This window comes from Niallia oryzisoli (assembly GCF_036670025.1).
Lineage (GTDB): Bacteria > Bacillota > Bacilli > Bacillales > Cytobacillaceae > Bacillus_BD > Bacillus_BD oryzisoli.
Genome location: NZ_CP137640.1, coordinates 4,416,797 through 4,439,645, shown reverse-complemented (window position 1 = coordinate 4,439,645; position 22,849 = coordinate 4,416,797). Strand labels below are relative to the sequence as shown.

24 protein-coding genes are annotated in these 22,849 nt (G+C 37.8%); 13 read left to right on the top strand and 11 right to left on the bottom strand.

Going from position 1 to position 22,849, the window contains the following annotated elements:
• Nucleotides 1–9 precede the first annotated feature (9 nt).
• Nucleotides 10–585, bottom strand: a complete 576-nt coding sequence (locus tag R4Z09_RS22280) for a GNAT family N-acetyltransferase (protein WP_338448920.1) — start codon at nt 583–585, stop codon at nt 10–12.
• Nucleotides 586–806: 221 nt separating this feature from the next.
• Here R4Z09_RS22280 and R4Z09_RS22275 point away from each other — a divergent pair, with 221 nt between their 5' ends.
• Complete coding sequence (locus R4Z09_RS22275; RefSeq protein WP_338448919.1) at nt 807–974, top strand: hypothetical protein; 168 nt, start codon at nt 807–809, stop codon at nt 972–974.
• Nucleotides 975–1,018: 44 nt separating this feature from the next.
• Nucleotides 1,019–1,441 carry a hypothetical protein gene (locus R4Z09_RS22270; protein WP_338448918.1) on the top strand — a complete coding sequence of 141 codons (423 nt, stop codon included), beginning with the start codon at nt 1,019–1,021 and terminating at the stop codon, nt 1,439–1,441.
• 43 nt (nt 1,442–1,484) lie between these two features.
• Here R4Z09_RS22270 and R4Z09_RS22265 read toward each other — a convergent pair whose 3' ends face one another.
• Both R4Z09_RS22265 and R4Z09_RS22260 read right to left on the bottom strand, forming a co-directional pair.
• Entirely contained in the window at nt 1,485–1,682 is a 198-nt protein-coding gene (locus R4Z09_RS22265; RefSeq protein WP_338448917.1) for an H-type small acid-soluble spore protein, read from the bottom strand.
• A gap of 69 nt (nt 1,683–1,751) precedes the next feature.
• Nucleotides 1,752–2,660, bottom strand: coding sequence for a LysR family transcriptional regulator (locus R4Z09_RS22260; protein WP_338448916.1), 909 nt, complete (start codon nt 2,658–2,660; stop codon nt 1,752–1,754).
• A 287-nt stretch (nt 2,661–2,947) separates the two neighbouring features.
• On the opposite strand from R4Z09_RS22260, the gene R4Z09_RS22255 reads away from it, so the two are divergent.
• From R4Z09_RS22255 to R4Z09_RS22245, 3 genes are all read left to right on the top strand, one after another.
• Nucleotides 2,948–4,774 (top strand): assimilatory sulfite reductase (NADPH) flavoprotein subunit, encoded by a 1,827-nt coding sequence (locus R4Z09_RS22255; protein ID WP_338448915.1) that lies wholly within the window; start codon nt 2,948–2,950, stop codon nt 4,772–4,774.
• A 27-nt stretch (nt 4,775–4,801) separates the two neighbouring features.
• Entirely contained in the window at nt 4,802–6,517 is a 1,716-nt protein-coding gene (cysI, locus tag R4Z09_RS22250; RefSeq protein ID WP_338448914.1) for an assimilatory sulfite reductase (NADPH) hemoprotein subunit, read from the top strand.
• Between the two features lie 337 nt (nt 6,518–6,854).
• Nucleotides 6,855–7,763: a sulfite exporter TauE/SafE family protein gene (locus R4Z09_RS22245; RefSeq protein WP_338448913.1), complete on the top strand. Its 909-nt coding sequence runs from the start codon at nt 6,855–6,857 to the stop codon at nt 7,761–7,763.
• Between the two features lie 164 nt (nt 7,764–7,927).
• On the opposite strand, the gene R4Z09_RS22240 is transcribed toward R4Z09_RS22245, so the two are convergent.
• Together R4Z09_RS22240 and R4Z09_RS22235 are read right to left on the bottom strand one after the other, a co-directional pair.
• Nucleotides 7,928–8,242, bottom strand: a complete 315-nt coding sequence (locus tag R4Z09_RS22240) for an NAD(P)H-dependent oxidoreductase (protein ID WP_338448912.1) — start codon at nt 8,240–8,242, stop codon at nt 7,928–7,930.
• A 169-nt stretch (nt 8,243–8,411) separates the two neighbouring features.
• Nucleotides 8,412–8,753 (bottom strand): hypothetical protein, encoded by a 342-nt coding sequence (locus tag R4Z09_RS22235; protein WP_338448911.1) that lies wholly within the window; start codon nt 8,751–8,753, stop codon nt 8,412–8,414.
• Between the two features lie 337 nt (nt 8,754–9,090).
• Here R4Z09_RS22235 and R4Z09_RS22230 point away from each other — a divergent pair, with 337 nt between their 5' ends.
• The 7 genes from R4Z09_RS22230 to R4Z09_RS22200 are packed head-to-tail and all read left to right on the top strand — an operon-like array spanning nt 9,091 to nt 15,378.
• Complete coding sequence (locus R4Z09_RS22230) at nt 9,091–10,239, top strand: acyl-CoA dehydrogenase family protein (RefSeq protein ID WP_338448910.1); 1,149 nt, start codon at nt 9,091–9,093, stop codon at nt 10,237–10,239.
• Between the two features lie 27 nt (nt 10,240–10,266).
• Nucleotides 10,267–11,130, top strand: coding sequence for an ABC transporter ATP-binding protein (locus tag R4Z09_RS22225; RefSeq protein WP_338448909.1), 864 nt, complete (start codon nt 10,267–10,269; stop codon nt 11,128–11,130).
• A 28-nt stretch (nt 11,131–11,158) separates the two neighbouring features.
• Nucleotides 11,159–12,256: an ABC transporter substrate-binding protein gene (locus R4Z09_RS22220; RefSeq protein WP_338448908.1), complete on the top strand. Its 1,098-nt coding sequence runs from the start codon at nt 11,159–11,161 to the stop codon at nt 12,254–12,256.
• 50 nt (nt 12,257–12,306) lie between these two features.
• Entirely contained in the window at nt 12,307–13,089 is a 783-nt protein-coding gene (locus R4Z09_RS22215) for an ABC transporter permease (RefSeq protein ID WP_338448907.1), read from the top strand.
• On the top strand, nt 13,086–13,469 hold the full coding sequence (locus R4Z09_RS22210; protein WP_338448906.1) for a FixH family protein: 384 nt from the start codon (nt 13,086–13,088) through the stop codon (nt 13,467–13,469). Before R4Z09_RS22215 ends, R4Z09_RS22210 begins: the two co-directional genes overlap by 4 nt.
• Nucleotides 13,470–13,480: 11 nt before the next feature.
• Nucleotides 13,481–14,014, top strand: a complete 534-nt coding sequence (gene resA, locus R4Z09_RS22205; protein ID WP_338448905.1) for a thiol-disulfide oxidoreductase ResA — start codon at nt 13,481–13,483, stop codon at nt 14,012–14,014.
• 41 nt (nt 14,015–14,055) lie between these two features.
• Nucleotides 14,056–15,378, top strand: coding sequence for an LLM class flavin-dependent oxidoreductase (locus R4Z09_RS22200; RefSeq protein ID WP_338448904.1), 1,323 nt, complete (start codon nt 14,056–14,058; stop codon nt 15,376–15,378).
• Nucleotides 15,379–15,471: 93 nt separating this feature from the next.
• Here the strand turns inward: R4Z09_RS22200 and R4Z09_RS22195 are convergent, their stop codons facing one another.
• The 6 genes from R4Z09_RS22195 to R4Z09_RS22170 form a co-directional block, all read right to left on the bottom strand.
• Nucleotides 15,472–16,485, bottom strand: a complete 1,014-nt coding sequence (locus tag R4Z09_RS22195) for a tripartite tricarboxylate transporter substrate binding protein (protein ID WP_338448903.1) — start codon at nt 16,483–16,485, stop codon at nt 15,472–15,474.
• Between the two features lie 23 nt (nt 16,486–16,508).
• Nucleotides 16,509–18,023 (bottom strand): tripartite tricarboxylate transporter permease, encoded by a 1,515-nt coding sequence (locus tag R4Z09_RS22190; protein ID WP_338448902.1) that lies wholly within the window; start codon nt 18,021–18,023, stop codon nt 16,509–16,511.
• A 15-nt stretch (nt 18,024–18,038) separates the two neighbouring features.
• The gene (locus R4Z09_RS22185; protein ID WP_338448901.1) at nt 18,039–18,500 is read right to left on the bottom strand and encodes a tripartite tricarboxylate transporter TctB family protein; all 462 of its coding nucleotides are present in this window, start codon (nt 18,498–18,500) and stop codon (nt 18,039–18,041) included.
• 178 nt (nt 18,501–18,678) lie between these two features.
• Nucleotides 18,679–19,320 (bottom strand): hypothetical protein, encoded by a 642-nt coding sequence (locus R4Z09_RS22180; RefSeq protein WP_338448900.1) that lies wholly within the window; start codon nt 19,318–19,320, stop codon nt 18,679–18,681.
• Nucleotides 19,321–19,335: 15 nt separating this feature from the next.
• Nucleotides 19,336–20,715, bottom strand: coding sequence for a selenium-binding protein SBP56-related protein (locus R4Z09_RS22175; protein ID WP_338448899.1), 1,380 nt, complete (start codon nt 20,713–20,715; stop codon nt 19,336–19,338).
• A 187-nt stretch (nt 20,716–20,902) separates the two neighbouring features.
• Nucleotides 20,903–21,487, bottom strand: coding sequence for a cysteine dioxygenase family protein (locus tag R4Z09_RS22170; RefSeq protein WP_338448898.1), 585 nt, complete (start codon nt 21,485–21,487; stop codon nt 20,903–20,905).
• 351 nt (nt 21,488–21,838) lie between these two features.
• Between R4Z09_RS22170 and R4Z09_RS22165 the strand changes: the two genes are divergently transcribed.
• Nucleotides 21,839–22,714, top strand: coding sequence for a LysR family transcriptional regulator (locus tag R4Z09_RS22165; RefSeq protein WP_338448897.1), 876 nt, complete (start codon nt 21,839–21,841; stop codon nt 22,712–22,714).
• The last annotated feature ends 135 nt before the right edge of the window (nt 22,715–22,849 follow it).

The following is a 22,849-nucleotide window of genomic DNA, read 5'->3' as shown; positions in this document are numbered from 1 at the left end:
TAACTTCACTCACAATTGATCAAGTAAATTATCATTCTCTGGTTCTTGGTTAAAGGTTAACACTTCTTCAACCGGCTGATAGGATTCACCATAAAACTTATGATCTTTATAGGTATGGATCAGATCATACGTTTTTTTCATAGCCTCATAAATCATTTCCTCAGACTCGTTGTTTGGTGCCCAATAGAGGATTTCCAGAGTATTTATTTCCTTGGTAGCCAATGATCTCCTGGTATAACCGATTGACTGTGCATGCTCGAAGCCCTCGCGTTTATAAAAATGCAGCCTTTTTTCAGTGTCGCTGTCCTCGTAGCTAATCGGTTCAACTTCAAGAATAATGGGTTTCTCCTCTTGCTTTAATTTCTCTAACAGTTTATGACCGAGACGCTGTCCGCGGGCTTGTTTAGAGACTAGCAAGTAGTCAATAAAGATAAAGTTGTCTAATTCTACATACATCATAATATGGTTAGGTCCTTCATCTTTATGATAGATATCCGAACGTTCCTTCAGTAAGGTTTCCATATGCTCTTTTGATTTCATTTCGACAACGGGAAAATACTGATTTAACTTTTCATACCAATGCATACGTTTCTTCTCCTTAAGATTTTTCCTAAAGTATCATTCATTATAAAAATACGCAATGATGGAAGTATTTGTTCATTTATCTGTTTTTATTCTTTTTATTTACAAAAATATCCAAATCTCACGAATGTTTCTTCCCGATTTCGTACTTTTCACACAATTGCCTGATACATTAGGAATATGAAAATAATTAGGGGGCAGGGGGAATGAAGAAATGAGTAGTAATGTTTTTATCATTACTACTCATCTTTGTTTTTGCAGGCTGTAATGCGAAAGAGCAGCAATCAAAATCGGAAAACAAGGGAAATGAAACAGCTGTAACGGATATAAGCCTGCAACAGAGACAACCGCCACAAATGAAAGCAGTAAACAAAATCACGAACATGCTGTAAATCCAGAGGAACCAACAGCAGAAGATCTTTGCTATTTCTGTAACATGAAGATTTATACAAAAGATGAAGAAATAGGCGTGTTTACGGCGCAAGCAATCAAAGAAGACGGAACTCATGTGTATTTCGGCGATTCCGGCTGCTTGTTAAACGCAGAGATAAAATTTAATGAAAAGTTCGTTAAGGAATGGTTACGTGATTTTACTACAACGGAGTGGATTGAAGCTGGTAGTGCAGTAGTTGTTAAAGCTGATGTTCAAACAACTATGAAATATGGGTATGCTTTCTTTAAGGATCAAGAAGGAGCTAAGCCTTATTTAGAAGATCCTGCATTAAATGCTGAAGTGTCAAGCTGGGATCCAATCGATCAAGAAGCTGAAAAACGATATCAAGCAAAAATGCAGAAAGAAGCGGAAATGGAATCGAACGGAACGATGGAAAATCAAGAAAATATGAATATGGATATGTAATAAAATAAAGGCTGACAATTACGTCAGCCTTTATTTTGTCTGTTCATTCTCTCATAGTGGGACCTTCATCAGCTAAACCATGCAAATCAACAATCTGCGGGTGATCCAATTCATCAAGAGGAAACACAGTTGCTGTTTGGTTATTCGAGTGAACTTCTTTTATGTATACCGGTATTCCTCTGAAGCTTACATTAACCATTTCAACTGAGTTGATAATTTCCATTGCACGTTGAATATCCATCCTGTACTCTCCTTAAAAGTTTTCAACGTATTTTTTGCATTTCCAAACACAAATATTCTCTTTTCTTCTTTATAAAGATGCAGATTTGGTTTGGTCTGTCCACTTTTCACGTAAGGCAGAAAGAAATACTTTAACATTTGTTTTATCCTCCATGATGGGGGAAGATACATATGAAAGCGTTCTGGTAAAGGGATGATTTTGCAATGGAATAATGGTAAGAATTCGATGCTTGACATCTCTTTTAATGACACTCTTCGATAAGAGGGAAAGCCCCATCCCATGGATAAGCATTTCTTTTATTCCTTGACTGCTGCTGATTGATATCAAGGATTTTACCTTCAAGCCATTTGCACGCACGACGTGGTTAAAATATTCTCGTGTCCCTGAACCGATCTCCCTAACGACCCATTCTTGATTTTGCAGGTCCGTAATCGTTACGTCCCTTTTATGAGTAAGCTCATGATTGTTCGAGGCGACAATGAATAACTCATCCTGCATAAATGGCTGGACAGTCAGTTCTTTTTCATTTGTATGACCTTCAATTAATCCGATATCAACTTGGAACAAACGGACGGATTGGACAATTTCTTCCGTATTTCCAATCGTAACCTGCAGGTCAAGTTCTGGATATTTCTTTTGCAGGTCATATAATAATGGCGGAAGAATGTACTCCCCAATCGTAAAACTGGCACCTATCTTCAGTTCTCCTTTAATTGAGTTCTGATGTTCGAGAATATCCTGTTTCGTCTGTTCATATATGGTAATCATTTGCTTTGCTCGGTCATATAGCAATTCACCGGTTGGAGTAATTTTTAGGATTTTCGGAGAGCGAAGAAATAATTTTGTTTGAAACTCCTTTTCTAGATTTTTAATATGTAGACTGACACTCGGCTGGGACATTCGAAGGATCTCGGCAGTTTTGGTGAAATTTTTCACTTCCACCAGAGTCACAAACGTTTTTAATTCGTCATAGTACAAATGGATTCCTCCTTTTATTATTAGTATTATTAATAGTTATAATAATTAATATTTATTTTACTAATTCTCATTCTTTTGGTAAAGTTTCATATAGAAATCATTAATATTAGATAATAATCATAAATCCTTTCTATATCATTAAATTCCTACTTGAATTATAGGAATAATAGATATAAGATGGATGTAAGAAAAAATTAAATGTTTGAGAATTAGTCGTTATATTGAGATTAGTCGTTATCATAATAAAGATGTACGATTAGTTTAATTATTTTGTGAGGTGGATTTCGTTGCAACTTCAGGTATTGAACAGTCCGTTTAATCAGGAGCAGGCAGAGCTCCTTAACCGTTTGCTGCCGAGCTTGACAGAGTCACAAAAAGTCTGGCTGAGCGGTTTTCTAGCTGCATCACAGTCTCAAGTTCATTCGGGGTCACAGGCTGCTGCTGCACTGGAAACAGTAGAAGCTCCAGTATCTGTGAATAATGTGAAAACAATTACGAAAGAAGTAACTATCCTTTTTGGTTCCCAGTCTGGAAATGCGAAGGGATTAGCTGATAAAGCGAAAAAGACACTCGAGGAGCAGGACTATAAAGTAACGCTTTCGTCTATGAGTGATTTTAAACCAAATAATTTAAAAAAGGTTGACAACCTGCTGATTATCGTGAGCACACATGGTGAAGGGGATCCGCCTGATAATGCGATATCTTTCCATGAATTTCTTCATGGGAAACGGGCTCCAAAACTTGAAGGACTCCAATATTCTGTTTTGGCACTTGGAGACAGCTCGTATGAGTTCTTCTGTGAAACGGGTAAGCAATTTGATCAGCGTTTGGAAGAGCTTGGCGGGACAAGACTATATCCACGTTTTGACTGCGATGTTGACTATGATGAGCCTGCAGCAGAGTGGCTGGAAGGCGTCCTTAACAGCTTAAACCAAGCTCAAGGCGGAAATGCTGCACCGGCATTGACAACTGAAGCACCTCAAGGCTTAGAATCACAGTATTCTAGAACAAATCCTTTTAGAGCGGAAGTGCTTGAAAATCTTAATTTAAACGGACGCGGCTCTAACAAAGAAACCCGTCATCTTGAATTATCATTGGAAGGCTCAGGACTTACATTTGAACCAGGTGATACATTAGGTATTTATCCTGAAAATGATCCAGGGCTTGTTGACTTGCTTATTGAAGAACTGAAGTTGAATCCAGAAGAAAGTGTAACGGTTAATAAGCAAGGGGAAGTTCGCTCTCTAAAAGATGCGCTTACTACTTATTTTGAATTGACTGTTTTAACAAAGCCTCTTCTTGAGAAGGCATTAGAGCTTACAAATAATGAAAAATTAAGTGAACTTCTGTCATCTGGGGATGTAAAAGAATATCTTCACGGTCGAGATTTAGTGGATTTAGTTCGTGATTTTGGTCCATGGAATGTTTCAGCACAAGAGTTTGTATCTATTTTAAGAAAACTTCCTGCACGTTTATATTCCATTGCGAGCAGCTATGCTGCAAATCCAGAAGAAGTTCATTTAACAATTGGTGCTGTTCGCTACGAAGCGCATGGCCGTGAGCGTAATGGTGTTTGCTCGATTTTATGTGCAGAGCGTCTAGAATCAGGCGACACACTGCCTATCTATATTCAGAAGAATGATAATTTTAAGCTTCCGCAGGATCCTGAAGCACCTATTATTATGGTTGGTCCGGGTACTGGTGTTGCACCATTCCGTTCGTTCATGCAGGAGCGTGAAGAAATTGGTGCAGAAGGTAAGTCATGGATGTTCTTTGGAGATCAGCATTTTGTGACAGATTTCCTTTATCAGACAGAATGGCAAAAGTGGCTTAAAGATGGCGTATTAACAAAGATGGATGTTGCGTTTTCTCGTGACACTGCTGAGAAAGTATATGTACAGCACCGCATGCTTGAAAATAGTAAAGAATTATTCGAATGGCTTGAAGAAGGGGCTTACTTCTATATTTGCGGTGACGAGAAAAACATGGCACATGACGTGCACAACACACTCATTGAGATTATCGAAAAAGAAGGCGGCATGAGCCGTGAAAAAGCAGAAGAATATCTTGCTAACATGCAGCAGCAAAAACGTTATCAGCGAGATGTATATTGATTTTGGATTGAAAGGAGTGTTTTCAACATGGTGAAAACAATTTTAACAGCGCCTGAAGGATCACCAAGTGATGTTGAGGAGATAAAAGTAAAAAGTAATTATTTACGCGGAACACTGAAGGAAGTAATGCTCGACCGCCTGAGCGCTGGAATTCCCGACGATGACAACCGTTTGATGAAGCACCACGGCAGCTACTTGCAGGATGACCGTGATCTTCGTAATGAGCGTCAAAAACAAAAGCTGGAGCCTGCCTATCAGTTCATGCTACGTGTCCGCTTACCAGGGGGCGTCGCATCACCTGAACAATGGCTTGTTATGGATGATCTTGCAGACAAGTATGGAAACGGTACTTTAAAACTGACAACTAGAATGACCTTCCAATTGCATGGGATCCTAAAATGGAATATGAAGAGTACCATTCAGGGAATCAATGCAGCTCTTATGGATACCATTGCAGCATGTGGTGATGTAAACCGTAACGTAATGTGTGCAGCAAATCCATATCAATCTGAGCATCATGCAGAAGTGTATGAGTGGTCAAAGCAATTGAGCGATTATTTATTACCGCGGACAAGAGCTTACTATGAAGTATGGCTTGATGAAGAGAAAGTTGCTGGAACTCCGGATGCAGAAGTTGAACCTATGTACGGACCAACTTATCTGCCTCGTAAATTTAAGATTGGTATCGCAGTTCCACCGACAAATGATATTGATGTTTTCTCTCAAGATTTAGGTCTTATTGCGATTATTGAAGATGATAAGCTTGTTGGTTTTAACGTAGCAATCGGCGGCGGTATGGGAATGTCACACGGCGATAAAGCAACATATCCACAGCTTGCGAAAGTCATTGGTTTCTGTACACCAGACAAGATTCAAGATCTAGCAGAAAAAGTGATTACCATTCAACGTGATTATGGTAACCGTTCTGTTCGTAAGAATGCTCGTTTTAAATATACAGTTGACCGCCTTGGACTTGAAAATGTCAAGGAAGAATTGGAAAACCGCCTTGGCTGGAGTTTAGAGGAGGCAAGAGCATTCCAATTTGATCATAATGGGGACCGTTACGGATGGGTAAAGGGTGTAGGTGGCAAATGGAATTTAACCCTATTTATCCAAGGTGGACGTGTAGCAGATTATGATGACTATAAATTGAAAACGGGCTTACGTGAAATTGCGAAAATCCATACAGGTGATTTTCATTTAACAGGAAATCAAAATGTAATTATCGCCAATGTATCAAGCCAGAAAAAGAAAAAGATTACTGAACTCGTTGAGCAATACGGATTGACAGACGGTAAACACTATTCAGCTCTGCGCCGCAGCTCTATTGCCTGTGTAGCCCTTCCTACATGCGGCTTGGCCATGGCTGAAGCAGAACGTTATCTACCATCTCTACTTGATCAGATTGAGGAAATTATCGACGAAAGCGGACTTCAAGACAAAGAAATTAATATTCGTATGACTGGATGTCCAAACGGATGTGCCCGTCCGGCTCTAGGCGAAATTGCCTTTATCGGTAAAGCTGTTGGTAAATATAATATGTATCTTGGTGCAGCCCATGATGGCAGCCGACTAAGCAAAATGTATCGTGAAAACATCGGTGAAGAAGAGATCTTACGTGAACTTCGTGAACTTCTTCCGCGTTACGCAAAAGAACGTTTGGAAGGCGAGCACTTTGGTGACTATGTCATCCGTGCTGGTATTATTAAAGCAACAACAGACGGCACTAATTTCCATGATTAATTTATATAGGAAAGAGACAGGATTGCATCCTGTCTCTTTTTTGTGTTCCCAAGAAAAATGAAGTTTCTCAACCAATATAAATCACATAATGAAAAGCAAACACATAATTTGATATAGGTATATGAGCTAGATGATTGCAACCTGTGTAAGGTATTAGTAGTAAAGAAACCCTATTTATTAAAAAGCTCATAAAACTCAGTTGACAAGTCGGAATAGTTTAGATTAAAATGTTAATTATATAAGAAATATCAGAAAATACCCAATTACACTGCCGATCGGTCAACCGAAGGTCCTCAAGATAAAAAAGGGTATCAGGAGATAAATTAGGAGGATAACAATGAAAAAGTTAATCGTTTTTGCATTTATTGGCTTTTTAGCCCAGTTGATCGACGGTGCTTTAGGCATGGCCTATGGTGTAACATCGTCATCTTTATTGTTAGCATTTAGTATCGCACCAGCAGTTGCTTCAGCTTCTGTCCATTTATCAGAAGTGGTGACTACAGCAGCCTCAGGTGTTTCTCATATAAAATTTGGAAATGTTGATAAATCAGTTGTTTATAAGTTAATTATTCCTGGATCGATTGGAGCATTTTTAGGGGCTACTTTTTTGAGTAATATCCCTGGGGAATTGGCAAAACCATATGTCTCTATCTTTCTCTTGATATTAGGGATGTATGTTTTATTTCGTTTTCTATTTAACTATCGTCCGTCAGTAGGTAATGGCAAATCAACTCTTACGAGAAAGCAAGCCATTCCGCTTGGTTTTATTGCTGGTTTTATGGACGCGACCGGTGGCGGTGGATGGGGTCCGATTGCTACACCTGTCCTTTTAAGTAAAAATGACATGAGTGCAAGAAAAGTAGTCGGAACAGTTGACACAAGTGAATTTGCCATTGCTGTATCAGCTTCATTAGGTTTCTTTATTTCGCTGGGCTGGACACAAGTAAATTGGTTCTGGGTAACTGCGTTAATCATTGGGGGAGTAATTGCCGCACCAATTGCCGCATGGTTAGTTCAAAAGGTTCATCCGCAGTTAATGGGTGTTCTAGTCGGTGGATTTATTATTTTTGTCAACTCTAGAACTCTATTTACTACATGGATTGATCATACTTCCGTTTATCCATATTTATACACAATTATATTCGTCGGATGGGCCACAGCAATCCTTTTTACAGTTAATAAACTATCGAAAAAGAAATCCTCTATTTTCGTGAAACAAAAAAGGACTGGAAATGTTGCCGATTAAAAAATAATTTTACGAAATCACTATTCTTTGTGTCAAAATGACAAAAAGAATAGTGATTTTTTGTGTGAGCATTATATGATATGGATGGTGTTTTTCCTTAAATTTATTTAACAGAAACTCAATGGCAATTTTTATTCTGTGTTCTTTTTCTACCTCAATAAAAGTTAGATCTTTATCCTTATACGTAAATTGAGAATCAATGAGATAGACACCATTACTATTTCATGACTATTTAAAACGGAAAATAAGGGGTTAAAAGATTGCTCTAAGGTTAACAGAAGAGCAATGGAACCTCCGTTAACAATGGGAAGAATAATCTTATTAGTCAAACCTTTCTCTGGAATTAAATCAAAAAATGTTTTCAACACACCTGTAAAGCTTGCTTTATCATCCGGACTGACAACAATCACTCCTTGTGACTGTTCAATTATTGTTAATGCTTGCGTAATAGCTCCGCTTTGGTGGGAATTCACGGACATTAATATTTTTTACTTGATGTCCTCGATTTGTAAGAATCTTTTCCAAATAGAAAGCAATAGCTGAGGTTGGGAGGAACTCCATGAAACAATAACAATATTTGCCATATTATCTGTCTCCTTTTCTATTCTTCTTAATTGGGTGTATATGTGAAATAAATCTTTAAGCATCCTAATAGATGTTCCTTTTTTCTATACTTTTCGTAAATTGATGAAGTTTTACCGTAAGTCCCCCATTTCCAAAACGTATATATTTGTAATGGTTATCCTGTTCTCCTGAATCCAATACAAAATCCAAAAAAGCTATGATATAAATACGACGGTTTGTAATTGAAACAATTCCATTTGTATAAAACCAACAATCAATCGTATTATACACTCCCCTATTTACACGATAACGGTCCTGACACCAAAGAAAAAATTGTAAATCAGGTAAATTAAGATACTCATTTCTATGGAAAGATAACTGATCATGATCATTGTTTCTAGAAATAAAATAACCTTGAGTAGCCATAATACACCTCCAATGTTTGAAATAAAAATAGAGGCTTCCAAATCAGAATGATGTCTCTTTCTGATTTGGAAGCCTCTAGTGGTCCAGTCGGCAATTACCTATTCTTTTTCATTACTTGTATCTTAAATTATATTAAACCTATCAGTCAAGTGTTAATTAAATAATTTGTTATTTCATTTTTATCGAAAAGATTATTCATTTTTTTCAATTTTACAAATAATTAGGATGACCCTATAATCAATACATGATTAATCATACCTGTTTACTAAAGTTTAATGGCAATTGAAAAGTAAGTATAGATAAATAATTATTTAATTTAACGGGAGGAGAGGGTGGCGTGACAACGTTTACTGCTTTAGAAAACACTTATATTCAGAAAGCAGAGGAGCTTGCTCAAAAATTTAATGAAAATGCAGCAAAAAGAGATTTAATCGGAGGTACGCCGAAGGCAGAACGTGATTTAATTCGAAACAGCGGACTGCTGAAGGTATTAATTCCTAAAGAATATGGTGGTTTGGGTGGAACATGGACAGATGTAGTTAATATAGTAAGAATTTTCGCAAAATACGACAGTTCATTAGCTCATGTATATGGATATCATTTCGTAAACCTTATTACCTCCCATTTATGGGGAAATACAAAACAGCAAGAATACTATTATCGCGAAACAGCAAAGAGAAATTTATTTTGGGGTAATGCGTTCAATATAACAGATATAAAACTTCATGCCCAAAAACAACAAGATCATTTTATCTTAAATGGTGTAAAGACGTTTTGTACAGGAAGTGTAGATTCAGATTATCTAATTGTTTCAGCTCTTTCTGAAGAAGGAGAGGAATTATTTATTGCAGTGATCCCTACTAATCGCCCAGGCGTGAATGTAAACGATGACTGGGACAATTTCGGCCAAAGACAAACAGATAGCGGAACCGTAACATTTACAAATGTAAGGGTCAATGAAAAAGAAGTATTACGAAATCGTTTCGATGCTGATGAATTTGCAAAATTACGTATCAAGATAGCTCATTTTATTCTCAATCATCTGTTTCTTGGTATTATGGAAGGCGCATTCGAAGAAGCGAGGAAATACACGATTACACAAACAGGACCACGAACACCAGGGTTTGAATCAGCCATTGAGGATCCAAGTATTCAACGACATTATGGAGAAATGTATGTTCAAATCGAAGCGGCCAGACTGCTGGTTGATAAAACAGATGTACTTTTTCAAAGAGTATGGGATAAAGGCGAACAAATTACGGCAGATGAAAGAAATGAATTAGAGCAAGCGGTATTCACTGCAAAAGTATTTACAACCCAAGCTGGTTTAAACATAACCTCACGGATTTTTGAAGTAATGGGAAGCCGGGCAACTTCCAGCCATTATGGGTTTGATCGGTTTTGGAGAAATATGCGTACGATGACCTTACATGGTCCAGTTGATACAGTCATACAAGATTTAGGCTATAGAACCTTATACGAATAATGAGGAAAAGGAAAAGGTGGGGAAAAGATGAATCAAGTAACAGCAGTAAGGAAGCCAGTAGAACAATCGGACTTGGAGAAAATCAAAGTTCAAGCAAAATCGATCTCCTTTGGTTATCAGGGTGTAAATATTTTAAACCATATTGACATTGACGTAAAAGAAGGGGAATTACTGGTTCTAATGGGGCCGAGTGGCTGTGGGAAAAGTACTTTTCTTCGACTAATGGCAGGCTTGGAACAGCCAAACGATGGAGAAATATTAGTGAATGGGGTATCCTCAGCAGATTTGATTCCAGATTGCGGGGTAGTTTTTCAAGATTATTCATTATTTCCTTGGTTATCTGCTGAAGAGAATATCGTTCTCGCATTAAAGCAAAAATTAAAAGGAAAAAAAACAAAAAAAGAATTACAGCTTCTTGCCGCAGATTATCTAGGTCTTGTGCAGTTAGGTCACGCTGTCAAAAAATATCCTGGTGAAATGTCAGGTGGAATGAAACAACGTGCTGCGATTGCCAGAGCTTTAGCGTTTGGTTCAGATTTGATGCTAATGGATGAACCATTTGGCGCTTTAGATCCACTGACACGGATTCACTTACAGGATTTAATTCTTCAAATTAGCCAAGATCAAAACCGGACGATTGTGTTTGTGACACACGATGCCGATGAGGCCATTTATTTAGCTGATCGGATTGTGATGTTTTCAACAGGATCACAAGGAGCTGTCACTACCAGTGTGGATGTTCCCTTTACTAAACCGAGAAATCGTAAAAAACTATTTAGCAGCAGTGAATTTACGAGATTTAGAGAGCATATTTTGTCCATCATGAATCAGGGCTTGCTGGATAATTTGGAAGATCAACAATTTGTAGGTTCAAATGGAGATAAAATTTAACCTAAAAGTGGAATCGGAGGAAAACAACATGAAACGATTGGTAAAAAATAATGTAAAGTCTGCTCTCATCGCGTTAACAGCAGCTGTTGCTCTAGCGGGCTGCGGAACAGGTCAAAGTGCAGAAAAGACCAATTCAAATGAATCAAAAGAAGAGAAAACATATGAATTAAAAATCGGATATGGACAGGGAAGCGGGGCGGCTTTATTTGACGTAGCTGATCATGAAGGCTTCTTTGAAGATGAAAATCTAAAGGTGGAAGGTGTAGGCTTTGCCTCATCAGCAGATGGACTTAATGCTTTGGAAGCAGGGAAAATTGATTTAGGTATGACCTTTGGAACAGCAGCTCCTTTAACCTTTATATCAGGCGGGTCCAATTTTTCCATCATTGGAGGCCATCTAGAAGGAGGGCACCCGATTCTTGTTAAAGAAGAAAATAAAGAACAGTATAAATCATTGGAAGATTACAAAGGAAAAAAAGTAGGTACGATTCGGATGTTTACCTCTGATATCGTGTTCCGTTCCGCTCTTGCAGATGCCGGAATTGATTGGAAAAAGGATCTTGAAATTATCGAATTTAAAACGGGCGGCGATTTATTACAGGCTGTTGCAAGTGGAAAAGTCGATGTGGCCGTTTCAGCAGGATCAACCTACTTGAAAGCAAAAGAACAAAATTTAGCGGTTATTGGCTGGAGTAATGATTTAAATCCAACTCATGTCTGCTGCCGAGTTGTGACTAGGCAAGAATTATTATCAGAGGATAACGGAGAAGCTTATAAACGCTTTTTAAAGGCGCTAATTCGGGCAGAACGTGTGCGAAATGAACATCCGGAAACAGCGGTAGAAGCAGCAAAAACTCATTTGAAATTGGATGATGAAACCGTCGATTCGATTGTGAACGAGGAGCATTCTCATTATTCACCAGATCCAAACAGTAAAGAAGTGAAAAAAATGTGGGAGCAAATGCAGGAGATTGGCTATATTGAAAACGCAGAAGAGATTGATATTAATAAATATATAAATCTAGATCTCTATGAACGGGCATTAAATGAATTAATTAAAGAATATCCAGAGGATCAGGATTATTATCAAGAGTTATTAGAACGTTTTACTAAACAAAATCTGTAATCATCTAGGTTATCATATAGAACAATTGACAGGCGGGAGGATCATAACAGATGAAAAACTTGTTCAAACAATATGGAATTACCATTTTTATTGGAGCAGCCGCCATTGTGGCATGGGATATGTTAACTAGATTTGGCGGTTTAAACCCGGTGATTTTTCCAAAATTAAATGAAGTGTTTAGCGTATTTTATACAGCAGGAAATGAATTATTTGCGGGGTTAATGAGTTCCCTTAAGTTGCTGTTTCCCGCTTATTTAGGATCAATCATATTAGGGATTGGAGGGGGAGTATTTTTTGGCTTATTAACTCGCATTCGCCAAATTTTAATGCCTTATGTTCATTTGTTAAGTCCACTGCCCCCAACCTTATTTGTCCCGTATGCGATCGCTGTACTGCCAACGTTTGAATCAGCTTCGATTTTTTTAATCTTTATTGGAACCTTTTGGCCGATATTTTTGGGAACCCTTCAAGGGGTTCTCATTATTGATAAACAATATTTAGATAATGCGAAGACGCTGGGTTTGAAAGGGAGTGACTTTTTAACGAAAGTCATTGTCCCAGCTGCGTCCCCTTATATTCTTAGTGGTGCCGGGCAGGCATTAACCCTTTCTTTCTTAATCCTAACGATGGCTGAAATGTTTGGTGCTGAATCAGGAATGGGCTATTTCATACAGTATTACACCGATTTTGCCTATTATGATTACGTGATTGCAGGGATGATTTTTAACTGTGCTGTCATTTTAATTGCCTTGTTATTATTTGAAAAATTAAAAAAGCGTCTGCTGTTTTGGACTAATTTAAAAGCGGATAATGAAACAGGAAAGTCAAAATGAAAAAACAATGGATGATAATGATTCTATTATTTGTTTTAGCCGGTTGTTCATCAAAGGTCGAGTCGAACGCTACCCAATCAGAAGGCCTTGAAGTAGAAGTGATCAGCAACCCGGAAAATGCTACATTACTAGAGCCGGTCGAAATAATCGCTTCGATAACTCACAGTGGTACGAGTGTGGGTGAAGGAACCGATATCTTTTTTGAAATAATTAAAAAGGATGGGCCAGTCATTGGAACTGTTACTCCAGAAAAAGTTAGTGATGGAAAGTATCAAATTAAAACGATATTTGATGAAGAAGGAACTTATGAGTTTATTTCTCATGTCACATTAGGGCCCGAACATGTTATGCCTGTTTATGAAATGAAGGTTTCACCATAGGAGGTGGGATGATGTGGAAAAATAAGAATTTCAGGGTTGTTACTCGTATCCTTCTCATCTCTATTTTGTTCATAACAACTGGATATGTGTTATATCAAGAACTGTTTAAAGAAGAAAAAACAATAGCCGCTGAAGTGGGGAATATTTCTCCTGATTTTACTTTGTCAGACCTGGATGGTAAGGAACACACATTAGCTGACAATCAGGGGAAGGGAGTTGTCATTAACTTTTGGGCTACCTATTGTCCTCCATGTGAAAAGGAAATGCCGTATCTGGAAAATGCCTATCAAACCTATAAGGATCAGGGTATCGAAATTTTAGCAGTCAATGCTGCTGAACCTACAATCCTTGTTAATCAATATGTTTCACGAAAAAAATTAACCTTCCCTATTTTGCTTGATCGTAATGGGCAGGTACTAGAAAACTATCAAGTTCAGAATCTGCCAACTACGTTTTTTATTAATGCTAAAGGGGAAGTAGTGAAAAAGGTGTTAGGTGAGTTATCCGAAGAAAAACTGGAAGAAGGCTTACAACTAATCAAATAAATATTTAATGAAGGGTTTGAAACTGAGGAGGAGAAAATCAAATGGCTAAGAAAAAAATTGTATTAGGTGCATGGATACACGGTGTAGGCGGTGGTTGGGGAGACTGGAGACATCCTGATTCTTTACCAAATGCAAGTACAAATTGGGATTTTTACAAGCAGCAGGCGCAAATAGCGGAGGCTGGAAAAATGGATTTTGTTTTTATTGCAGATAGTGTCTCAATTAATGAAAATTCGAGTCCCCATTATTTAAATCGATTTGAGCCGATGACTATTTTGTCGGCGATTGCTGGTAACACGAATCATATTGGTTTAGTAGGAACTGTGACCGTCAGCTATAGCGAGCCGTATACATTAGCGAGACAATTTTCTTCATTGGACCATATCAGTCATGGCAGAGCAGGCTGGAATGTGGTAACATCCTGGCTGTCCGGGACTGCGGATAATTACAGTAGAAATCATCATCCTTCACATCCGGAACGTTACCAAATTGCACAGGAATTTTTGGATGTGACAAAAGGGTTATGGGATTCATGGGAAGATGATGCGTTTGTTTATGACAAAGAGTCAGGTGTCTTTTTTGATAAGGAAAAGCTGCATCCTTTAAATCATAAAGGGAAGTATTTTTCAGTCAAAGGGCCTTTAAATATCGCCCGTTCAAAACAAGGCCAACCAGTTATTTTTCAGGCTGGTGTATCAGAGGATGGGAGAAACTTTGCTGCCAAAAACGCGGATGCTATTTTTGCAGGACATCAATCAAAAGGAGAATTACAGGCATATTATGCAGATGTAAAAAGAAGAGCTCGTGAGTTTGGACGGAACCCTGATGAAGTGTTTATCCTGCCTGGAATTATCCCGGTGATTGGAGATACACAGGAGGAAGCGGATCGCAAACATCAGGAAATAGCCAATCTTGTTACTATTGATAAGGCGCTGCATGCATTAGGCAGACCTTTTGATGATCATGATTTCACACAATATCCATTGGATGAACCTTTCCCAGACCTGGGTGATTTAGGAAGGAATAGCCACCGTGGTACATCCGAAAAAATTAAACAAAATGCGAAAGAAAGAAATTTAACCTTACGTCAGGCAGCTCTGGAATTTGCAACACCGAAAGGAGAATTCGTCGGCACTCCTGAAAGAGTGGCTGACTTGATTCAAGAGTGGATTGATGAAAAAGCAGCAGATGGATTTATTATTGGAGCTTCTACTCCAAAAGGATTGCCTGAATTTGTGGACTATGTGGTTCCAATTTTGCAGGAGCGAGGAATATTCCGTAAAGAATATGGCCACGATACTCTTCGCGGGCATTTTGGATTGGAAGTACCTCCAAATTGTTACTCCAAAAAGATTTTACAATAAAATAACAGTAGGATCTAGAAGAAAAGCCTGTTAAAGTTCTTAAAAAAGCAATTAAAAAGACCAACTCCTGAAGGGTTGGTCTTAATGCAAATGTTATTTGCGAATTCCTGTCTCCTCAGCTAATTGTTTAAAAATATTTGTTTCATTTTTTACTTCTTTGGTAAAATCTTCAGAGTTTAAATACCCTGGTTCTAATTTTACTTTTTCTAATTGCTTGATAAACTCCGCATCTTTTTGCATTTTTTCAATTGCCTTATCCCACTTATTAACAATCTCATCTGGTGTTCCAGGTGCAAAGGATAGCCCGCTCCACCATTTAACCGTTAATCCTTTAAAGCCCTGCTCTACTGTTGTTGGAACATCTGGATAAAGAGGATTTCTTTCTGGTGATTGAACGGCAAGTAATTTTATCTTCCCTGAATCAACAAGAGGAGCAAATTCGCCAACTGTATGGACTCCTAGTACGACGTGGCCGCCGGCAACTTTCGCTGCAGAGTCTGATGCACCTTCAGAGGATACCATTTTTGTAGAATTATACTCAACACCAATTGATTCGAGCCATTGGGCTACTGCAAATGCTGAAATCCCGGCAGGACCGACACTTGCCCAAGTTAATTTTTCAGGATTAGCCTTTACCCATTCTGAAAATTCCTCAAAGTTATCCCACTCAGCATCTGCCTTTACAGCATAGGCCATGGATCCAGTAGCAATACGAGAAATGAATTTGTTATCCTCAATTGTTAAAGTAGGATTGGATGTTCCTGCTTCATGCAGTGATGTAGAGGAATTATTATTAACAAGAACCGTATATCCATCTGGCTTCGATTCTTTCAATGCATATTGGGCGCCAATAATCCCACCGCCCCCGGTTTTGTTCGTAACGACAATAGGCTGATCCCACTCTTTACTTAAATAATCTGCCACAGTACGGGCTGCTAAATCTACACCGCCGCCGGCAGCGAAAGGAACTACAAGTTCTATTTGCCTTGCAGGGTAATTAAGATTCTTGTTTTTCTCTTCCTTTGTAGAAGAACCAGATGAGCACCCAGAAATAATTAAACCAGCCATTAGTATACATGTGAGCAATACGGATAATTTTCGTTTCAAGTAAATACCTCCTATCAATTATATTAAAATTCCATTTGTTCCCCAGTTTCCTGAATGATTCGTTTCTTTGTCCTTTTCATTAGAAATATAGAAATGACTAAGGCAATGACAGCAAATACTAGAATAGTAAGTGAGATAGGCCGTTGAACAAAAATCAATAAACTCCCAGATGACATTTCTAAAGACTCAATAAAATACCTCTCTATTTTAGGACCTAAAACAAGGCATAAAATAAACGGTATAATCGGCCATCGATATTTTTGAAATAAATATCCAAGAACGCCAAAAATAATCATTACCACAACATCAAACATACTATTACGAATCGAATAGGCACCTAGAACACTAATTAGGAGAATAATAGGTGCTAAAATTCCAAAAGGAACCTCGGTGAGTTTTGCCCATAATCCAACCAAAGGCAGATTTAATAGCAACAAAATGGCATTACCTATAAACATACTGGCAATAATCGTCCAGACAATTTGATTATTTTGTTCAAATAAAACAGGACCTGGTGTTAAACCATATATCATGAGCGCCGCTAACAGGACTGCAAGCGGCGGTGATGCAGGTATTCCCAACGATAGCAAGGGAATAAATCCACCCGAACTAGTTGCGTTGTTCGCTGATTCTGGCCCTGCTACGCCTTCAATAGCACCATGACCAAATTTTTCAGGATGTTTGGAAACCTTTTTTTCTAAATCATAAGCAAGAAAGGAAGTAATCGTTGCCGAAACGCCGGGCAGGATTCCAAGAAAAAAGCCAAGCAAACTTCCTCTTAAAATAGGGGATAAACTCTGTTTTAAGTCCTGTCTCCCTGGATATACACTTTTAATCCTTACATGCTTTTTTACTGTATGATTTTCTTCAAGACCTTTTAAGACTTCAGCAATGGCAAAAAGACCAATGATGATACTAATCATTTCAAATCCACCAGTCAGAAAGGTAAATCCAAAGTCAAATCTCGGAGTGCCTGTAGTGATCCCAATACCGACTAAAGAGAATAGAAAGCCAAATAATCCCATAATAACTGATTTTCTAAATGAATAGCCTGTTAAATTGAATAGAATCAATAACGCAATCAGAAGTAATGTAAAGTATTCAGGGGGCCCAAACTTAAGCGCTTGATCAGCTAAAATAGGAGCAAACAAGACCAGGCCTATTAACCCAATGATTCCCGCTGTAAAAGAACCAATAGCTGCAATACCTAAAGCGGTTCCTGCCTTCCCTTTTTTTGCAAGAGGGTAGCCATCTAGTGTTGTAGGCACAGAAGAAGATTCACCGGGGATATTCATTAAGATGGCTGTAGTAGATCCCCCATACATGGATCCATAGTAAATACCGGCCATCATCATTAATCCTTGCACAGGGTCAAGAACGGTTGTTACTGGTAATAGTATGGCAATGGCTGAAGTTGGACCAAGACCGGGGAGAACTCCAACTAAGGTTCCAAGCAGAGATCCCAGTAAAACAATAAGAAGATTGGAAGGTGTTATGACTTCACTAAATCCATTGAGCAGGAACATGATCGAATCCATCAGAAGTTCTCCTCCTTAAAACCCAAAATAACCACTTGGAAACGGTATTTTTAGCAGGACGATAAATAAGTAATATAAAACAGTAGTGATTGCCGCTCCCATCAAAACAGAGAAAAGCCATCGATAGTTTCCGATCATTTTTATTAAAGCAATAGAAACAATCAAAGTACTAATGACATAGCCAACGAGCATAATGAATAAACAGTAAATAAACAAGATGAGAATCGTTAATAATAAATTTAGCCTAGTTCTTCCGGAGGGGAGGTTTGTTTGATTACCCTCAATTTTTCTATCAAAAAATACGGCTAAGCCAAAAATGATCAGGAGAAGACCGATTAAACCTGGAAAGGCATGGTCGCCGGTTAAAAGGTTTTTATTTAGCGGATATAGCTGTATCCCTTCATATAATGATAAACATCCAAACAATATGGCTATTAAACTACCGACTTTTTTCTCGGAGATGAACTTAGATGTCATGAATTGTCCCCTTTCCATGTTAAAGCTATTTTCTGTTTGTCTTAATAAATATGTATGTTACTCTTTTTCATCAAAGTCCAAAAAAAGCAAATTAGAGGACAAAAATGAACTTGCACGTTTGCCTTGTAGTTAATAGCAAAAAAAATGCACTCTAAGGAGTGCATCATGGTAATAATATTTAGTGATTATGCATCTGTCCCCCGCTCATATCTCCACTCATGACGAATAAAATCAACCCAACTGTTATTAATAAAACGGCCCAAATCAATTCAAAATTTATGATGTATTTACTGAATTTGGCCATGCCGGCATAATAGACTAATGTTGCAATGATGATCATTGAAGTCAGCATTCCTAGTTCATGAACCACCCAGATGGGAATAAGATCTGTCAATCTCTTTGCAGAAAGAATAAATGGTGCAAATAATAATCCGGAACCATGGGTGGAGGAAGCTAGGAAAGACCACAGGATCAATTGTCCATAACCAACCTTTAAGCCGCCTGACCATTTGAAATGGCGATAGTACCGAAATAAACGAAATAGTCCATATAGAATAATAAAGGATGAAATAAAAAGATGAACAAAATGTAATGGAAAATGAAATCTTGCAGCGGTTTGAACGATAATGACAACTCCATCGCCAAGAACCTGACCTAACGCAATAGGGAAAATAGCGAAAAATAAAACACGCGCATCATTTCGTTGAACAGCTAAAAATACAGCAAATAACCAACCCATGGCGGGGTTAAGACCATGAAAAGCCCCTAAAAGAGTAGCAGCAATTAATTGGCTGTCATGTGATAGAAGGATGTCGGTCATACAGGTATCTCCTCATTATGGATAACAAAACGTGTCTGTAGAGCAATCGCCTCCATCCAATCTAATTTGATGTGCTCTTACCCCATCAAATTCAACAAAAAAGTCTTTATCAATCTTCATTCCACCGTTAGAGTTAATATTAACCTTTACCATTGCCCCTTGGATTCCGGTTGGATAGAATTGCTCATCCCAGGTTTTATAGAGAGAGTTGGTAAAATAAGCCCGTTTTCCATCTCTGCTCAGTTCCACCATCTGAACCCCGCCGGTCATGCTTTTTCCTGAAGGATGTGGAACCGGATTGGCTATACCGCCAATTTTCACTTTATCGATAAGCTTGGCATCAAAAGGATCACTAACATCATATTGAATCAATTCTCCCGTTCCCCAGCAAGATACATATAGAAAACGATCATCAAGAGACAAGACCATATCTGTCACAAGCGGAGGAACTGCTCCAATGTCTTTAAGGGCAGGCGGAAGAAGATTAGGATCTGTTGGGACAGCAGGAATCTCAATGATTTTTCGGGCGTTCCATTTACCGTTATCTTGATACCAAACCCAGATGGAGCTTGCTAAATTTGTTACATCAATTACAACACTTGCAAACCCATAGGTTTTCCGGGGATTATGAGCAGGACGAAGCTCCAGTACCATCTGATGTTGATCTCCTAGATCCACTTCCTCAACAAAACTTCGAGTTTTACTATCAAAGAAAAAGAGACTATGGCCATATTTCCTCTGAAGCAGGGCATTTAAATTTAGCCCGTTTTCAAATAAGTCTGGTGTTGCCCAGCCGCTTGTGATTGTAATATCATGTGCGATATGCCACCAAAAATCATAGGCAAATACTTGAGGCCCCCGATCTATTTCCCAAGCACCTAAGACATTAAAATTAAAATGATCAAGCAGCAGTAATCCTCCTGGACCGCCATTACCGTTCGCTTCTCCTAGGGCACTGATAAATATTCCTTCAGGGCCGCAATGGACTGTATGAAGACGGCTGTATCCGGTACGTTGTTTTATCTCTTCTGGTTCAATTGTTCGAATAATTTTAGGTTTTTTTGGATCTGGTTTCGTATCAATAATATAAATTCGGGAAGAGCGAATACCGGGAACAATTAAATAGCGACGTTCTAATTGAGGGTGAAAAGCAGTAGGACATAGGGCTGAGCTGCAGGCATTCCATCCAAAATGGTGGAGTTCATCCTCAACACCGTGCGGCATATCAAGTTTATAAATAACCTTTCCATAAGTCTCGGAATCAGGATCTAAATCAATAACCCCAATTCCATCAGGATTTAATAATGCTACGTACGCAAGTTTTTCAGTGGGGGCTTCCATGGCAGATCGAGGAGAAGGATAAAAGGTAGGATCTGTCCCAAACCATTTACTCACAATGATCATCCTTTCATAATTTAATGAATTTTTGATGCAATTATATTGTTATTATCATAATGGGGATATTAGTAATTAATTCAGTTTTAAAAAACTAAATAGGCATATTCATGATAAAAAAGAATGGAGTATAGTCTAAAAGGTCAACAAGTGGAATGAAAGTTTCACTTATTGACCATAGTCAAATTTATTGATAAATGGGAACTTCATTCTCATGCGGTGTTACAATAGGGTTAACAGCATAGGTTTCTTTTTGATAGGAATTTCTTTTTTGTTTCCCGATATCAGTGCCGTAGATATGAATAGTTATCGCTGTATCCTTATACGGATTTCTAACACTATGTATATCCGCATTTGGAGGATACACAAATGAAATATCGCTCTTTTTAGCTGTTACGGTATTTATAACCTCTAAATGAACATCATCAGGAGACTGGTCACTTAAGGTTTTTTTGTATCTCGTTTCTTCAATTGCTCCTTCATATACACCGACAAGCCCCCAAACTAAATGATCATGGATTGGAGCAGTGTGCCCTGGTCCCCATACAAAAAGAACAATAGAGAATTCTTCATCCTGTGGTTTGTATAGTAAGTATTGACGATATTTATCCTGCTTGGGTTTTTTGTAGCTTTCAGGTATTAGTCCTTCTTTCTCAATAAGCAACTGAAAATAAGGTGTAATTTGAGTAACGATTTCCTTTTCTGTTTTAGCTTCTTGTAACACTTTTCTTACTGATTTTTCAAAGGCTTGAAAATGGTTAATTGCTGTCATGGTTATCCTCCTGTTTAAACGCAGTATAGTTATCGAAATAGTCAAATAAAAATTCTTTATAAAAAATCATAAAGATAAAATGATTCATTGTAAAATAGAAAAAGAAAAATATTGAATTCAATAAAAATGAATGTTTAGTGGCAAAAATTACAAATCCAACTTGACATATCGGAAAAATAAAAATATATTATTAAATAATGAAAATTAAATGAATCAGCCCACTAGACAACTAGAGGCCCGTACTAAAAGAAGGGATTTGTCTAAAGGGCTGAATATATTAACCCAAGCCTATGAAATCTTCTTAGATTCGTAGGCTTTTTTAGTTAATAAAGGTGAAAATGAGGTGTGATCATGGATTTAAAAGCAATCAAAACATTTCAGACTATAGCTAAGTTAGGAAGTTTTCAAAAAGCTGCAGAAGAATTAAAGTACGTACAGTCTACTGTTACGATTCAAATTCAAAAGCTTGAATCTGATCTTGGCGTGAAATTGATTGAGCGGGGAAGGAAAATCCAATTAACGGAAGCAGGAAGGGTTTTTCATGAGAAAGCAGATTTATTGCTCAGAGATATAGAATATGTACAAAATTCCATGGATGAATGGCAGCATGGTGAGACTGGAAAGGTCAAAATAGGAGCAATTGAACCAATGGCTTTATATAGAATGCCCAAAATATTGGGTGCATTTTGTGCAGAATATCCAAAAGTTCAAATCAGCATTGAAATAAACAATACGAAAAATTTAACTCAAATGATTAAAGATGGAGAGCTTGATTTAGCCATTTGTAATACTCCGGAATTGGATCACGAGATTTTATTTGAGCCATTATTGACGGAAGATGTGTCATTATTGATTCCAAATACACATCATTTTACAAGAAAACAAGATATATATTTATCCGATTTTAAAAACGAAAGACTCTTATTAGGTGCATTTGTATGTAATTATAGAATACATCTAGAAAAGTCATTGATAGAAGCTGGTGTAAATCCTCAAATTGGTTTAGTTGTTAACAGCATGACAGCTTTAAAGGAATATGTTCAGTCAGGGCTTGGTATAGCTGTAATTCCTGATGTAATAATAGGAACGCCGCCAGAAGGAATGGTTAAGAGAAAGATTGCTGATTTGAAAGTAGGCGTAGTTACGGGAATCGTAAGAAAGGCTAATTGTTTACAAAATAGTAAGGCCATTCAGCGTTTAATAGCCTCCATTAAAGAAAGTGCTTAATAGACATCAAAGTTAAGAGCTAAAGTAGCAATTGATTTAACAAGTATAAGATTCAATTCAATTTTATTGAATGAACTATTCTTATTTTTCAATTATACATGTTAAATAAACTGATATATACTAGGTTAAAACCAA